Annotated in this window: 19 protein-coding genes, 1 pseudogene and 1 riboswitch; of the genes and pseudogenes, 4 read left to right on the top strand and 16 right to left on the bottom strand. The window is 48.5% G+C overall.

Annotation, left to right across the window (positions count from 1 at the left end; translation table 11 throughout):
- Positions 1-43: 43 nt before the first annotated feature.
- Together L2D08_RS06090 and L2D08_RS06085 are read right to left on the bottom strand one after the other, a co-directional pair.
- Entirely contained in the window at positions 44-1,534 is a 1,491-nt protein-coding gene (locus L2D08_RS06090) for a polysaccharide lyase domain-containing protein (protein ID WP_242232863.1), read from the bottom strand.
- Positions 1,535-1,574: 40 nt separating this feature from the next.
- A complete protein-coding gene (locus L2D08_RS06085; RefSeq protein ID WP_242232862.1) occupies positions 1,575-2,324 on the bottom strand; it encodes an NRDE family protein in 750 nt (249 codons plus the stop codon).
- An 83-nt stretch (positions 2,325-2,407) separates the two neighbouring features.
- Here L2D08_RS06085 and L2D08_RS24025 point away from each other — a divergent pair, with 83 nt between their 5' ends.
- The 3 genes from L2D08_RS24025 to L2D08_RS24445 are packed head-to-tail and all read left to right on the top strand — an operon-like array spanning position 2,408 to position 3,220.
- Entirely contained in the window at positions 2,408-2,542 is a 135-nt protein-coding gene (locus tag L2D08_RS24025) for a hypothetical protein (protein ID WP_255821856.1), read from the top strand.
- Positions 2,526-3,158, top strand: a complete 633-nt coding sequence (locus L2D08_RS06080) for an iron-containing alcohol dehydrogenase (RefSeq protein WP_242232861.1) — start codon at positions 2,526-2,528, stop codon at positions 3,156-3,158. Before L2D08_RS24025 ends, L2D08_RS06080 begins: the two co-directional genes overlap by 17 nt.
- A complete protein-coding gene (locus tag L2D08_RS24445) occupies positions 3,119-3,220 on the top strand; it encodes a helix-turn-helix domain-containing protein (RefSeq protein WP_375337567.1) in 102 nt (33 codons plus the stop codon). The genes L2D08_RS06080 and L2D08_RS24445 overlap by 40 nt, the downstream gene beginning before the upstream one ends.
- A 469-nt stretch (positions 3,221-3,689) precedes the next feature.
- Here L2D08_RS24445 and L2D08_RS06075 read toward each other — a convergent pair whose 3' ends face one another.
- From L2D08_RS06075 to L2D08_RS24255, 14 genes and pseudogenes are all read right to left on the bottom strand, one after another.
- The gene (locus L2D08_RS06075) at positions 3,690-4,046 is read right to left on the bottom strand and encodes a DUF779 domain-containing protein (RefSeq protein ID WP_242232860.1); all 357 of its coding nucleotides are present in this window, start codon (positions 4,044-4,046) and stop codon (positions 3,690-3,692) included.
- 57 nt (positions 4,047-4,103) lie between these two features.
- The gene (adh, locus tag L2D08_RS06070) at positions 4,104-5,621 is read right to left on the bottom strand and encodes an aldehyde dehydrogenase (protein WP_242232859.1); all 1,518 of its coding nucleotides are present in this window, start codon (positions 5,619-5,621) and stop codon (positions 4,104-4,106) included.
- Between the two features lie 92 nt (positions 5,622-5,713).
- Positions 5,714-6,027, bottom strand: a pseudogene (locus L2D08_RS06065) (zinc-binding dehydrogenase); the annotation flags it as partial.
- A 160-nt stretch (positions 6,028-6,187) separates the two neighbouring features.
- A complete protein-coding gene (locus tag L2D08_RS06060; RefSeq protein ID WP_242232858.1) occupies positions 6,188-6,856 on the bottom strand; it encodes a phosphatase PAP2 family protein in 669 nt (222 codons plus the stop codon).
- Positions 6,857-6,931: 75 nt separating this feature from the next.
- Positions 6,932-7,918, bottom strand: coding sequence for a diaminopimelate epimerase (dapF, locus tag L2D08_RS06055; protein ID WP_242233168.1), 987 nt, complete (start codon positions 7,916-7,918; stop codon positions 6,932-6,934).
- 127 nt (positions 7,919-8,045) lie between these two features.
- A complete protein-coding gene (locus L2D08_RS06050; RefSeq protein ID WP_242232857.1) occupies positions 8,046-9,263 on the bottom strand; it encodes an NCS2 family permease in 1,218 nt (405 codons plus the stop codon).
- 89 nt (positions 9,264-9,352) lie between these two features.
- A complete protein-coding gene (ribH, locus tag L2D08_RS06045) occupies positions 9,353-9,823 on the bottom strand; it encodes a 6,7-dimethyl-8-ribityllumazine synthase (RefSeq protein WP_242232856.1) in 471 nt (156 codons plus the stop codon).
- Positions 9,823-11,031 (bottom strand): bifunctional 3,4-dihydroxy-2-butanone-4-phosphate synthase/GTP cyclohydrolase II, encoded by a 1,209-nt coding sequence (locus L2D08_RS06040; protein WP_242232855.1) that lies wholly within the window; start codon positions 11,029-11,031, stop codon positions 9,823-9,825. The genes ribH and L2D08_RS06040 overlap by 1 nt, the downstream gene beginning before the upstream one ends.
- Before the next feature lie 12 nt (positions 11,032-11,043).
- Positions 11,044-11,688 carry a riboflavin synthase gene (ribE, locus tag L2D08_RS06035; protein ID WP_242232854.1) on the bottom strand — a complete coding sequence of 215 codons (645 nt, stop codon included), beginning with the start codon at positions 11,686-11,688 and terminating at the stop codon, positions 11,044-11,046.
- Positions 11,689-11,692: 4 nt separating this feature from the next.
- A complete protein-coding gene (gene ribD / locus L2D08_RS06030) occupies positions 11,693-12,769 on the bottom strand; it encodes a bifunctional diaminohydroxyphosphoribosylaminopyrimidine deaminase/5-amino-6-(5-phosphoribosylamino)uracil reductase RibD (RefSeq protein WP_242232853.1) in 1,077 nt (358 codons plus the stop codon).
- 249 nt (positions 12,770-13,018) lie between these two features.
- A riboswitch (FMN riboswitch) is annotated at positions 13,019-13,161 on the bottom strand.
- Positions 13,162-13,204: 43 nt separating this feature from the next.
- Positions 13,205-13,327: a hypothetical protein gene (locus L2D08_RS24020; RefSeq protein ID WP_255821854.1), complete on the bottom strand. Its 123-nt coding sequence runs from the start codon at positions 13,325-13,327 to the stop codon at positions 13,205-13,207.
- Positions 13,328-13,469: 142 nt separating this feature from the next.
- The gene (locus L2D08_RS06025; protein ID WP_242232852.1) at positions 13,470-13,814 is read right to left on the bottom strand and encodes an FTR1 family protein; all 345 of its coding nucleotides are present in this window, start codon (positions 13,812-13,814) and stop codon (positions 13,470-13,472) included.
- An 18-nt stretch (positions 13,815-13,832) separates the two neighbouring features.
- Positions 13,833-14,384 (bottom strand): Dyp-type peroxidase domain-containing protein, encoded by a 552-nt coding sequence (locus L2D08_RS06020; protein ID WP_242232851.1) that lies wholly within the window; start codon positions 14,382-14,384, stop codon positions 13,833-13,835.
- 81 nt (positions 14,385-14,465) lie between these two features.
- Entirely contained in the window at positions 14,466-14,786 is a 321-nt protein-coding gene (locus L2D08_RS24255) for an imelysin family protein (protein ID WP_309241331.1), read from the bottom strand.
- Between L2D08_RS24255 and L2D08_RS24250 the strand changes: the two genes are divergently transcribed.
- On the top strand, positions 14,776-14,997 hold the full coding sequence (locus tag L2D08_RS24250) for a hypothetical protein (RefSeq protein WP_309241330.1): 222 nt from the start codon (positions 14,776-14,778) through the stop codon (positions 14,995-14,997). The genes L2D08_RS24255 and L2D08_RS24250 overlap by 11 nt on opposite strands.
- The last annotated feature ends 162 nt before the right edge of the window (positions 14,998-15,159 follow it).

Below are 15,159 nucleotides of genomic sequence, written 5' to 3'. Positions count from 1 at the left end.
TATTTTCATACAATTCTTATATTATAGAAAACAACCGCTCGTTTCAAGCGGTTGTCGTGTTTTTCGGCGAGGCGCTTTTTATATCTACTGCAATCGAGAGCGGACATGGTCCGCAATTCGCAAAGCGGGCATTCTCTATCGTCACATAATCAGCTCTGTTGTCGCCGCCAAAAACTTTCAGCGCAGCCCCGGCCGTCGCAAAATCACGCATCTCTATATCCCGAATATGCACATATTTTGCTTTATATTGAATACCCGCGATAGGCAGATTCTTATAATCATAAGCCGGATCACCGATCGCGCGCAGCCCGTTTACCACCACATGACGGTAAGCGGACACAGTCAAAACACGCGGCTTTGATACAGTATACAGCTCTGTGTAAACAGGCCGAATGGACACGATCCGTGTGGCAGTGATAAAGCGGGCTGTTTTTGAATCCGGATCTTCCGCTGTATGATGGCCGATATGCCGGAAATTGTATGACCGGTTATCGTTTTCAGACAGGTGGCCGATAATATGAACATTCGCTGCTGCTGAACTGGTTGCATGGGCTTTAATTTCAACGCCGCCGAAGCAGCGGGCCGACACATTATTAATGAGCCAGACGGTGCGTGATCCGTCGTCGACTTCAAAGCCATTCGAATTGGAAACGCCTTTTTTATGACTTCGTCCCGACGGGTCACACATAAAACAATTAGAGATTAAAATATAATCACTGTGGTGTGTTGTAACCCCATCATCCCCAAAGCCAGAACCCGTACATCCGTCAATCCAGACAAAACGGCTGCCGCCCCGGGCACGGTGCCCGTCTCCTGAATAATCGTATAACGTTGAAGACACATCATAGCAGTGAAGGCCGGGATTGATGGCGTCACAGTTTCGTATCCAGCCGTAGGCCACATTTGCAAAGGTTACGCAGCTTGAGCGGTTATTGCCGCTTGCTGATTTTTCATCCGGATGCAGCCGTTCAAGCGACCAGTCGAGCGTCATGCCTTCTATTAATATGTGATGATTGCCTTTTACATGATTTTCATTTGTGATCACAAAGCTTCTTTTTGGCGCCGTATCCCGCAGCTTTAAAATCGTTTTGCCTGCCCCCGCTCCCTTGACGATGGTGTTAGACGGCACATGCAGTTCATCCACGATGTACGTGCCTTCTGAGAGTTTAACCGTTTTGCCTCCTCCGGCAAGAGCTGCCTGAATGTCTTCTCCCGGCTTTACGTAAACGGTATGGGCGGCCCGTTCTTCAAGTACCTGGTATTCCCGGTCTAATACTGGCTTCCAGTCCGGATAAGCGCCTGTTTCATCAACAAGCGTGTGATGCAGCTTCAGCGGCTCTTCACCTCTGGTCCATAACCGTTTGAGCCGGTCAAACAGCGACCTTCTTTCTTCAACTGGCTTCCACTTTGCTGCTGAAGCGAAAAAAAGCGCATCTGTTTCCTGGACAGCTTCCGACAGTGGAACACCGTTTTTAAAATAAGAGTCAATAAGCTGGGCATTCATTCTTGGATCATGGTTTTTTTTAAGAGGCATTTCTTTTGTCCTTTCTATTTGAATTTTGCACATTATGTTATTAGAAAAAATCAAATGTAAAGGTTCGTTCTTCAAATGGCTGCCCCGGTGTAAAGGTCCGTTCTGTCCAAACGGCCCTCTTGCGGCTGTTTACTTCAAGAACGGTGGAGCAGCGTGTGCCGTAGTGGGCACTTTCAATAAAAATAGAAGACAGCAGCCGTTCCCACTCGGGAGATACGCCGGTATTTGGAAGGTCTTCGTCTGCTGCCGTCCTTCCATCCTGCAGCATCGAAAACAGCTTCTCTCTGCTGTCCATTGATTGGGCCATTTTTTTCTTGATTCTTACGATTTTCGGCCACGGTGTATTTAAAAAAGCATTGCTGATCGCATGAATTCCCGGCGGCAGCCGAAATGGACGGCTTCCGGAGCGGCTGCTGTACACCCATAATGCTTCAGCCGTACCGGCAATCACATTAAAACCCGGATAACGATTTTTTTCCCGGTCGAGTTCTTTCAAAAACAATTCTGTTTCCAGATTGCTTTCTAGAAACGAACGGACAATATAGCCGCGTGACTGCTTTTCTCCTCCTTCTTCCCCCGGGTCGCGGTAATTGGTGAGTGCGCAAAAGTGCCCGGTTTTAGAAATCCCCATCCAGGCCCCGCCCCTTTCTACATCACGGCCGGCCAATATAGGCGCTTCTTCCCACCAGTGAGAAGGCAGGGCAGGCCGCTCCCAAAACTCATCCCGGTTTGCTGCTACAACGAGTGGTTTATCCGTGTTCACCTGGTGAGCAATGGCAATTAAACACATGCACTTTCCTCATTTCCTTTTTCTTCATTATACGCAGGAGTGTTACGATAGAACAAACAAGGAAAGAAACGGATGTAAACGGCATGTTTAAATTTGTGACGCCCGAAGTGATTTTTGGAAGCGGACTTGCGGCAACAGACCGCGGCGTTGTGGATGCCGGCTGGACGGAGCCTGTAATAACGGGCTGTCAGAACGCAGGACTTGCAGCTTTTTTTTGATGAGGTATCTGTAAATCCAGCCGATGCCGAATCGGCAGCCTGTGCCCGTGTTTATAAAGAACACGGGTGTGCTGCCATTATGTGCGCAGGCGGCGGAAGTCCGATTGATATGGGAAAAGCAGCCGCCGCTCTTGTAACAAATGGAGGGCATATTCGGGGTTATGAGGGAGTGGACCGTATCCTCCATCCTCTTCCCCCGCTCGTAATGATACCGACAACTGCGGGTTCCGGATCAGAAGTTTCCCGGTTTTCGGTCATTGTGGACAGTAAACGCCAGAAAAAATTTTGCATGCGGTATCACTGGCCCGGCAATATGCGCGAGCTTGTGAATCTTCTGCAGCGTTTGGCGGCGCTTTATCCAGAGGAGCCGTTTGCTACGCCGGAGATGCTGGTGCAAAAAATGACAGAAACGCTTTTCCCAAAAAGAATGACTGCAACGCCCCAGCCGTCATTTGATCAGAAATGGCGCCGGTTTTCCGGTTACATAGCCGATTTATATACAGGAAACGAGGCCATTTCGCTTGATGAACGGATACAGGAAATGAAAGGGATGGAAAAAAGAGCGGCGAAGCGTTTATTCAAAAAACACTCCGGGAAACGGCCGGAAGCCGCGTAAAGACCGCTGAACGGCTCGGTATTTCCAAACGGAAAATCCGCTGCTATTTAAATGAAACGTAACATGGTCAATGGCTCAGCAGCCAAAATCCAAAAAGCCTCCTTTCTATGGAGGCTTCAATTGTGTAGACAAAGTCTTTCGTTTTTTAAAAAGAGCCGATAAGTGAAGCTGCGGGGTCTTCCGACTCACTGTACTTCCTGTAGGAGTCTTCGTCCGGCCGGCTTCCCCATGTGTTTTAAAAGAGCAGCAAAGAGGGTATCCACATATTCTTCTTGCCGCTTTGGTGATTGTATCTGTCAGACTGTACAGTTTTGTCCAACCGCATAGGCAGCGGGTGTGCAGCGAAGACTCCTATGGGACGAGCGGGCCTGCTGAGACCGGCTGGGCAGCTGTGCTGCAAAGATGGGCTCAGCGCCTGCCCCATGGAAAGCGAAGCTGCACGCCCGCTGCCTTATCGGCTCTTGTCTCAACCGCCTACACTTCTTGCATGAAAAAGAAAGAGAAATATGAAACTTCTAGAGGCTTTTTCGGTTATTGATTCAGTTCACGCTTCTCTTCTTCTGTAAATACACGTGACCTTGTCAGAAACCTTTTTCCTTCCGGTCCTTCAAGAGAAAACATGCCTCCCCGCCCGTCTACAACGTCGATAATAAGCTGGGTATGTTTCCAATATTCATACTGGGCTTCACTAATATAAAAAGGTGCCCCGCCAATTTCGCCAAGCTTCTTATCCGCATCACCCGTTATAAACTCCCCGTCCGGGTAGCACATCGGCGAGCTGCCGTCGCAGCACCCGCCAGACTGATGAAACATAAGCGGTCCGTGTTTTTTCCTCAATTGATCTATTAAAGCCAGAGCAGCCGGTGTTGCGGTAACGCGGTCAACCATCCTGTTTTCCCTCCTACGAAAGAAACGCCGCCGCTAAAGCGGCAGCGCCTTTTTGATTTAAAAGAATCCAAGGGCATCTTCTGAGTAGCTGACAAGCAGGTTTTTCGTCTGCTGGTAATGATTCAGCATCATCAAATGATTTTCACGGCCGATGCCGGACATCTTATAGCCGCCAAATGCCGCATGTGCCGGGTACTGGTGGTAACAGTTTGTCCAAACGCGGCCCGCTTGGATGTTTCTCCCAAACCGGTATGCCCGGTTTTGATGGCGGGACCAAACGCCGGCACCCAGTCCGTACAATGTATCATTAGCGATTTCAAGCGCCTCTGCTTCATCTTTAAACGTTGTCACCGATACAACAGGCCCAAAAATTTCTTCTTGGAATATGCGCATTTTGTTGCTGCCTTTAAAAACAGTCGGTTTAATATAATAGCCGTTTTCTAGTCCCTCGACCGTATTTCGCTCACCGCCTGTCAGGCACTCAGCACCTTCCTGCTTGCCGATATCCAGGTAAGAAAGGATTTTTTCCATCTGCTCGTTTGAAGCCTGTGCCCCCATCATCGTATCCGTATCCAGCGGGTTGCCTGTTTTAATTTCATTCACCCGCTTGATGACCCGCTCCATAAACTGGTCATAAATGCTTTCATGAACGAGCGCACGGGATGGGCATGTACATACTTCTCCCTGATTGAGCGCAAACATGACAAAGCCTTCAACCGCTTTGTTTAAAAATGCATCATCTTTTTCCATAATGTCTTCAAAGAAAATATTCGGTGATTTCCCGCCGAGTTCTAGTGTGACCGGAATCAAGTTTTGCGATGCATACTGCATAATCAAGCGTCCGGTTGTTGTCTCGCCGGTAAAAGCAATTTTAGCAATCCGTTTGTTCGAGGCCAGCGGTTTTCCGGCTTCAAGTCCAAAGCCGTTGACAATGTTTACGACTCCAGGCGGAAGCAGATCTTCAATCAGCTCCATGAATACAAGAATAGACGCTGGAGTCTGTTCAGCCGGCTTTAAGACTACACAGTTTCCGGCAGCAAGAGCCGGTGCAAGCTTCCACACACCCATGAGGAGCGGAAAATTCCACGGAATAATCTGTCCGACTACACCAAGCGGCTCATGGAAATGATACGCAACGGTGTCATTGTCAATTTGTGACAAGGACCCTTCCTGAGCCCGGATTGCTCCGGCAAAGTAACGGAAGTGGTCAATGGCCAGCGGCAAATCGGCATTTAATGTTTCACGAACCGCTTTTCCGTTGTCCCATGTTTCCGCAACCGCCAGCATTTCCAAGTTTTCTTCAAGACGATCGGCAATTTTATTTAAAATGTTGGCACGCTCGGCCGCCGACGTTTTCCCCCACGCATCTTTTGCGGCATGGGCGGCATCCAAAGCCAGCTCAATATCCTCAGCCTGAGAGCGGGCGACTTCACAAAATACTTCACCTGTAACAGGCGTGATATTTTCAAAGTACTGGCCGCCGAGCGGCGCTGTCCACTCTCCATTAATATAATTCTCGTATCTTTGCTTGAATGTAACCTTTGATCCTTCCTGCCCTGGATTTGCGTAAATCATATACCCTTCCCCCTTTGAATGATGGAAACTGTTATATAAAACGCTTACATTTCCAAAATAACGGTTCCCTACTTGAATGTCAACCGAGACGCTTACAAAGTCAGCACAATGCGGCCGTGAATTTTCCTTGTGTCATTTTATCGAATACGGTATTAATTTCATCAAGCGGCGCCGTTTCCACCTGCGCTCTTACTTTACCGCGTGCCGCAAAATCCAGTGCTTCCTTCATGCCGAAACGTGTTCCGACAATGGAGCCTTTCACAGATACGCCATTTAAAACGGTATTGAAAATGGGAATTGGCAATTCATCCTTTGGAAGGCCGATGACAACAAGTGTGCCCCCGCGTTTCACAGAACGGTATGCCTGCTCAAATGCTTTTTTCGTCACCGCTATACTGATGGCCGCCTCCCACTTTCTTCTGTTTAATTGGTCATTTGTTTCTTTTATTGCAAGTACTGTGCCAACAATGAAAATACTGACATTAAAGGGAGTTGCTTGGGTTTCAGCTGATTTTTCGGCTCATTCAGCCAAAAAATTGGCTCTTATAAACAAAAAAACGGCTTTCTCAACGAGGAGAAAGCCGGCGGGCCAGCCGATATTCGGTAAAATGAAACAGCATAATCCAAAAAAACAGCCAGGCAGCGCCTATGGAGAAGCCGCCCACTACGTCACTTGGATAATGAACACCGAGATAAATGCGCGATAAGCCGATTAAAAAAATCATAGAGCCGGCCGCAAGCGCTGATACGGTTTTTTGCCACTTTCCGTGTAAAAGCCGAAACAGCATAAAAGAAAGCGCCCCGTAGAAAATAAAAGATCCCATAGAATGACCGCTTGGAAAACTGTAGCCGCCCTGTTCAATCAACGGCAGAATATCCGGCCGCTGGCGCTGAAACAGCCCTTTTAAAAAATGATTAAACGCGCCGCCAAGGCCGTTTACCAGAACAAAAAACAGCGCCCATCCATACCGTTTGCGGAAAACGAGAAAAAGTGAAATAACCCCGGTTGCCACGGTGAAAAACATGACGGAACCAAGATTGGTTAAAAAGATCATCCGCGCTGTCCGGCCTTCGTTGATCCAGGACTGCACCTCGTTGATAATTTTCGTGTCAAACGCCGCCACTTCATTTCTTTGAAGGGCCTCGACCACTTCGAAAAATCCCCACGTAAACAGGACGAGGAACAGTACAAGTGAGCCGTAATAAGCATAGGCGCGCCGGTTTTTTTGCTGCAATCGCAATCTTCCTTTCTTAGCTGTAAAGGTTTTTCACTCCGTGCCCGTTCAAAAAATCCAGAAAGCCTTCCTGGATTAAAAAACGGTTGAAGCCAGATACGATTTTACTTCCTCGCGTAATTGCTCATAGGCGTTTTGTTCAGCAAACGCCTCCTGGTTATGAACGGTGAAATGAGCCGGCGTATCAAGGTCAATGCTGATTGTACCGCCGAACATATACGTGCCGTTTCCGATTAAATCAATAGAGTACTGCCCGTCTTCATGCACATGCACTTCGCAGCGGACTTTTCCCCCGTTGTTATATACATCAATAGGCGTTTCCATTTCATTTAAACCGAGCTGGCATGTGGTCAGCGTAGAAGCGGACATCGCTGTACCGCATGCATTGGTGAAGCCGACGCCGCGCTCAAACGTCCGCACATACAGCGTTCCTTTTTGGATTGGATACACAAAGCTGACATTTACACCATCTGGCGTAATATCGTTTTTCCCGTTCAGCATTTCTGAAATCCGTTTTTGCTCATCTGAAGCAATAAGCTCCCGGTCTGCCACAACAATTAAGTGAGGGTTCGGTACGGCAAGCGCGGAGAACCGGATAGAATCAGACAGTTCAGGCACCACTTCATCAAACAAACGTTCTTTTCCGATCGTCATTGGTAAATCCGCAAGATTAAACAGGACCGGTGAAATTTGAACACGGTACGCCGGCACGCCTTCATAAATATCGCCGTCCCGCTTCACATAAAGGTCGGCCTTATTTGTCTCAACGACAATCTCATTTTCCCCAAGTTTATCCAGCACGTACCGTCCATGCAAACGAAGCCCGTTGCCGCACATAGACGCTTCCGAACCGTCACTGTTGAAAATACGCATTTTCGCATCGGCATGCGCGCTTTCCATCACAAATACAATTCCGTCCGCTCCAATGCCCTTTTCCCGGTCGCAAAGCGCTAAAGCAAGATCGCGGCGGTTCTCTTCTGTAAATGTATATGCATTCGTCCACTCATCGATCAAAATAAAATCATTTCCCGACCCGTGGCCTTTAATATACGAAATCTCCAACATAACTCCCTCTTTCACAGCTGATTTGTTGTTTAGTATAGCAGATTTGAAGCCATTGGTGTTGCATTTTGAAAGGGTTTGTTCCATTTTTAACAAAAGAAAAAACCCGCCTCCTGCAGGCGGGTTTTTAGTGAACAATTGTATTCATTAGGAAAAGCACCGCGATAATATACATCGAAACAGGCACTTCGCGGAATCGCCCGCGGGTCACTTTTAAAATAGGATACAGAATGAAGCCAGCCGCAATACCGTCTGCAATGCTTGAGGTAAGCGGTATGATGGCGATAATCGCCAAGGCTGGAATCGATTCAGTCCAGTCTGAAACGGGCAGGCGGCGGATATTCATCGCCATCAGCGTACCGATAATCATCAAAATCGGGGCAACTGCAGAGCCCGGTACCATATTTAGGTATGGCGCTGCGATAAAAGCGAGCGGAAACAAGAGGCCTGCCGTCAGCGGCACTAAACCTGTCCGTCCGCCGGATGCGATCGGCGCTGCGCTCTCCACAGCTGATACATTCGCGCTTGATCCGGCCAGCCCGCTTGCCAGAACAGAAGCAGCATTGGCCTGGATGGCACGCTTGAATTTTTCCGGCTGCCGGGCCAAATTCAAATGCCCGTGCACAAGCCCGATGTTTTCAAACACCAGCACCATCGTCAACGAAAAAACCGCTGGTATAAAAACGAACGGGGACAGGCCTTGAATCGTCCAGGCACCCCATACTTCCCCATAGCTTTTGATTCCAACACTGCCCGATGATTCCGGGAGACTGCCGAACAGCCAGGCAATGCCGGTTCCGGCTGCAATCACCCAGATGAATGTTCCCGGCACCTTGCGCCAATAAAGAATGACGGCTACAAGAAGCGTTAAGAGAGCAGCCCAGGAAAATCCGGCTTTCTCTACGCCGATTACAATCAGAAATAAACCGAGGCCAATCGTGATCGCTTCTTTTAAGGATGCAGGCACCACGCTGTTTAACTTGGCGGCAAGCGGCGTAAATGTCACGACGGCAAATAAAAGGCCCGATGTAACGGTAACGCCAAGTGCCTGCTGCCAAGTCATGCCCATCTCCTGGACAAACGTGTATGTGAACATGGCATTAATCCCCATGCCCGGCACGATAATGATCGGGGCATTTGCCCAGAGCGCCATAATCAAGCACCCTGCAGCCGCTGACACGATTGTTGCGGCAGCAGCAGCCTCAAATGGCATGCCTGCTTCAGATAAAATGAGCCCATTCACTGCGATAATGTAAATAACGGTTAAAAAGCCCGTTACACCCGCAGACCATTCCTTCGCGAAGGTTGTTCCGTGCTCGCGAAGCTTAAAAATTCCTCCATTCATTGTTAAAACCTGCTTACTGTGAAGCGCCCTCTCCCTACCCGCTGTGCTGTCAGACGAACGTCTGGCAGCCAGCCACAGAGGCCATTATATCACGCCTCAAATGAGCGGAGCAAGTTCGCCATTTCAATAGCTGACATCGCTGAATCCCAGCCTTTATTGCCCGCTTTTGTACCGGCGCGTTCAATCGCCTGCTCAATCGTATCTGTTGTTAAAAGCCCAAAGATTACAGGTACTCCCGTTTGCATGCCAGCCTGGGCAGTTCCTTTTGCTGCTTCATTGCAGACATAATCAAAGTGAGCAGTGGCTCCGCGAATAACAGCACCCAGTGTAATGACAGCGTCATACTTTCCGCTTTCCGCCATTTTTTTTGCAACGAGCGGCAATTCAAATGCCCCCGGCACCCAGGCGATATCAATGTCGTCTGCGTCTACACCATGGCGGATAAACCCATCTTCTGCTCCTGCGATAAGTTTGCTTGTAATAAATTCATTAAAACGGCCGGCAACGATGCCTACTTTCAATCCTGCTCCAATTAAATGTCCTTCAAATGTTTTTCCCATTATTTATTCCCCTCTTCTACATGTAATAAATGGCCAAGCTTTGAGATTTTCGTTTTTAAATAACTGCGGTTATCATCATTGGCCGGCATTTCAATCGGCACACGCTCGACAATATCGAGACCGTACCCGTTTAAGCCGGTAACTTTGCGCGGGTTGTTTGTTAACAGCCGCATTTTGGAAATGCCAAGGTCACGCAAAATCTGGGCGCCAATGCCGTAATCACGCAGATCATCTTTAAATCCGAGTTTTACGTTTGCTTCGACCGTGTCGTAGCCCTGCTCCTGAAGCTCGTATGCTTTCAGCTTGTTAATCAGCCCGATACCCCGGCCTTCCTGACGCATATAAAGCAGTACGCCGCGGCCTTCTTCTTCGATTTGTGCAAGGGCAGCATGAAGCTGCGGCCCGCAGTCGCAGCGGTGTGAGCCGAAGATATCGCCTGTCAGGCATTCTGAATGAACACGGACAAGCACGGGCTCCTCACCAGAAATATCTCCTTTTACAAGCGCTACATGATCCTGGCCTGTTAAATCTTCCTCATAGCCAACCGCGCGGAACTGTCCAAAATCCGTTGGAAGCTGAATATCCGCTTCGCGGCGGACAAGCGTTTCACGACCGCGGCGGTAAGCAACAAGCTGCTCAATCGTAATAATCTTCAGGCCGAATTTTTCCGCCATTACTTCAAGCTCCGGCATGCGGGCCATCGTTCCATCATCATTCATCACTTCGCATATCACACCAGCCGGCTTGTATCCGGCAAGCTTGGCAAGGTCTACGGCAGCTTCGGTATGGCCGGTTCTGCGCAGCACACCGCCTGACTTGGCAATCAGCGGGAAAATATGTCCCGGCCGTTTAAAGTCAGCAGGCACAGCCGCATCGTCTACAATCGCTTTTACGGTATCCGCCCGTTCAAAGGCACTGATGCCGGTTGTCGTATTGATATGGTCCACACTCACTGTAAACGCCGTTCCATGGCTGTCCGTGTTGCGTTCCACCATAGAGTGGAACTGAAGCCGGTTCGCAATTTGTTCTTCAACCGGCACGCAAATAAGGCCGCGGCCCTCTTTTGCCATAAAATTAATCATGGCACCGTCCACAAGGTCGGCGATGCCGACAAGGTCGCCCTCGTTTTCACGGTCTTCATCGTCCACTACAATGATGACTTTACCTTCTTTTAAATCCGCAATTGCTTCTTCAATTGTCGAAAACATGGATATTCCTCCTTACAAATAACCGTTCTCTTTTAATAAATCCATCGTAATGCCGCGTTTCGGCGCTTCTTTTTTCTCCAGCATACTGCCGACATATTTCGCGAGCATGTCGCACTCAATATTCACAGGATCACCCACACTTTTAGAAGCTAAAATGGTCTCGTCCTGTGTGTGCGGGATAAGAGATACGGTAATCCCTTCGTCTGTCACCCCAAAAAGCGTTAAAGAAGTACCATCCAGAGCGACGGAGCCTTTATACAAAAAGTAGCGGCTCAGCTCTTCTGGATACGAGATCGTCACGTACAGGGCATTTTCTTCGTGCTTCTTTGAGACAATATGACCGACGCCATCTACATGTCCGGAGACGAAATGTCCGCCAAACCGGCCATTAGCCGCCATCGCCCTCTCTAAATTCACACGCGCTCCCGGCGTAAGAGCAGCAAGAGCGGTAGATATAAAGGTTTCAGGCATTACATCAGCGGTAAAGTGAGTTTTTGTAAAAGTCGTAACGGTTAAACAAACACCGCTGACTGAAATACTGTCGCCAAGGTGAACATCCTCCAGCACTTTTTTGGCAGCAATGGTAAGCTGCAGCGACCGGCCTCCGCGCACAATTCGTTCGACTGTGCCAAGTTCTTCTATAATTCCTGTAAACATAGGATCACCTTTTTTCCATGACAATTTTCAAGTCCGGCCCTACTTGCTCCATTGAAACAAAAGCAAGGTCGAGTGCTTCATCCATCGACGATCCGCCCAATCCTCCAAAAGAAGATGGAGCCGATTTGCCGCCGATCAGCTTTGGCGCCATATACATAATGAGCCGGTTGAACGCACCGATGTCTAAAAAGGAGGCGTTCATTTCAGCACCTGCTTCTACAAACAGTGTCATAATGTTCATTTTGCCGAGCTCATCCAGCACCGCATCAATCGACATATGAGGCAGGCGGATCACCGTAACCCCTTCATCTTCTAATGCACGCTGTTTTTTTGTCTGGGCATCGGACGCACAGAAAATAATTGTTTTTGCTTCTTTGTTTTGAACAATGTGAAAATCAAGCGGAACGCGCAAATGCGTATCCAGTAAAATTCGAATCGGGTTTTTTCCTCCCTGGGGCAGTCGGGAAGTCAAGAGCGGGTTGTCAAGCAGAACCGTGCCGATACCTGTTAGGATGGCATCATGACGGCTTCTGAGAAGGTGTACGTCTTCTCTGGCGGCTTCACTTGTGATCCAGCGGCTGTGCCCGGTATGGGCAGCCGTTTTGCCGTCGGCGGTAACAGCAGTTTTAATCGTCACATAAGGCCGTTTTGTTTGGATAAAATGAAAAAATGGTGTTAATACTTCAAGTGCCCGTTGTTCACAAACGCCAGTTTCAACTTCAATACCAGCTTCCTGAAGCTTTTGAATACCCTTGCCGCCTACAAGCGGATTGGGGTCAACCGCAGCAATAAACACACGGCGCAAACCTTTTTCAATAATAAGATCTGCACAGGGCGGTGTTTTGCCAAAATGAGCACACGGTTCAAGTGTTACATAAATATCTGCTCCCTGTGCCGCCTCACCCGCCTGCATGAGCGCATTCACTTCTGCATGAGCTTCTCCTGCTTTCAGGTGAGCACCCATTCCGAGAATTCGGCCGTCTTTGACGACAACTGCGCCCACAGGAGGGTTTGGTGATGTTTGGTAAGCCGCGCTTTCGGCGAGCGAAAGAGCAAGATTCATATATTGTTCTTTATTCACGAGAATAGCCATCCTCCTTAATCAAAATACCGCCTGTACACAAGAAAAGCGCAGGGCGCCTGCTTATCGGCTCATAAGGAGCAAAAGCTAAAACGCAGCATCATGCTGCAACGCTTTTGTGATCCACATCGTGTGGACCTCCGATGGCGCCTGGAGCTAGACAAAATAAGCCCCGCATTGACAGTCAATACGGGGCTTTTAGCATCAAGAAATAAACGTTTCCCTTCCAAAAAATCAGAAAACGTACACTGTCCTTTCCTCCCATCCAGACTTTCACTGTCGGCTCCGGAATCACACCAGATCCACCGCATGCACATGATGCGGGTCACGGACTGAGGGCCTCAATGCCCAACACCGCCGGTCGGGAGTTGCACCCTGCCCCGGAAAGGTTTATTCGAATGTTGTTACCATTATGAACTTTGTTTCAATATACTGTCAAGCAGCTGATTCCTGTTTTTTAAACCAAAGCGCTAAAATGACCATGATAATAAGGGGAATAACCTGCGGCAGCATCGTTTCAAGCGCCGGGTATAAGCCAATTACATCAATAAACGCCACAGCAGGAGCTGTATGAGTATCAATGACCCCTGCAGCCTGACGAGAATGAATGCTTTTACCTAAAATGTTAAAGGCCCATACAATAGATTAACAGCGCTGCGCGTGTGAAAAAAAGACGCACCGGCGGCAAGTGCCCCTGCCCTCATATCCGGCGCCATGCCGGCATAAAAATAATCGTTTCCGCACCCTCTCTAAATACCGATAAAAAGCTGATAAACGCAAAGGACAGGATGCTTCCTGACGCTGCGGCTTTTCCCATCGGCTGCTCCACAAAAGCGTTCCACTTTGCAATATTCGATTTTCCATGCAGCCAGATGCCAGCCCCAATCGTCATTAGAGCAGCGGCAATGCCCGTCAGCCCTTTCATCATTGCCCTGCCAGCCGGCATAAGTAAAGCGTCCGCATCGGTTGCTGCCGATGCACTTTGCATCTCTATTCCGCATATAATAACGAAAACAACAGCCACTTTAAGAAAATAACGTTTCACCGGGCCAGCCTCCCTTTTTCACACCAGGCAGGCAAATATGGCATTCCTTCGTTGGATCCGCCGCCTATTCATTGAGCTTATCGCTATTTGCCAGGCGTGTTTCAATGGCATGAATTGCTTTCGAATGCTCCGCTGAAAACTCATAAACAAAAGCCCTGCGGTCAAAGCTGCCTGTTTTTGGATCCAATCAATCCGCGTACGGATACGACCGGCGCAAAATATTGATGATGCTTTTGTTTCCATGCGCAAGCGCTGTATGGGAATTCGGCGGTATTTGCTTTTGGCCTGTTTCGTCTCTTTTAGAAAGATCAGCTTTTCAAATTCGTTTTTCCCTCCCGGCGGGCCACCGCTTGAGCGGCGGCGCCCAAATGCCGCTTCCTGTTCTTTCGATGTTGTCCGGGCCCACACTTCGATAAACATCTGTACACGGCACACAACCATATAGGTGTCTCCAGCCGTCTGCTGCCTCTGTATCTTCAGGCGGCATAGGTGCATTTTCAGCCGGCCGATCAATTTCACTGCGTCCATTTGAGCAGCGGCAGCCGTCCATTCTTTTAAAAGAGCGATCACTTCTGCCCGCTCTGTTGTGGTTAAGGTTTGGGGCAGGCGCTGTAATGCCCGCCTGGTGTGTTCCTTAAAAGGGCACTGTGCCTATGCTTTTTTCTGATTGTTGGGCAGAGTATATATGTCATCGGATTTTAATTCGATTTCAGTCGACGGCGCTTCGTCTTTTTTCTTCAGTCTCGGCTGCAGCAGGGAAAAGATTTTTTCCGCTCCCTCTACATTTGCTGCAAAATCATACAAATCCATATGTGAATACCGGTCTTCTTCATCTGTTACTTTTGGTGTCGGCACTTCATTCAATAAATCGACGGCTCCTGTAATGAAAAGAACCGGCGTTGCTTCAACCGTTTCCACTTTTGCATGAAGCAGCTTCGTGTTATCAATCAGCTGCTGGTGTATGATGCGCATCCTTTGGTCGTACCGCCAGCCTGCAGTCCTTTTTCAATCCGGTGATAACCTGCCAGGCCGGTTTCGGGAACATCACCTTCATTCTCATCTGTTTTCGGATCAGTATCGCCAGGCACTTCGGCAATCGGACCCGCACATTCTTAGTGCATACGAGCCGGTGCATATTGGATTTTCCTATCATTACAGGGTAATGAAAACCATTTTCAATTAAAATTTAAAATCGTGTCGAAAAAATTTTAAATTTGCGTTTAAAATCTATTTTCAAATGGGTAAAAATTTTATATGATGTGATTAACGACGACATTTTAATGCTAGTTGTGTTGGGAAGGCAAATGGTGCGCCACCGGTTTCTTCTATCGGTTCTAATGGGTTC

The sequence above is a fragment of the Domibacillus sp. PGB-M46 genome (assembly GCF_022668875.1).
Classification (GTDB): Bacteria; Bacillota; Bacilli; order Bacillales; family Domibacillaceae; genus Domibacillus.
This window is presented reverse-complemented; position numbering and strand designations above follow the sequence as displayed.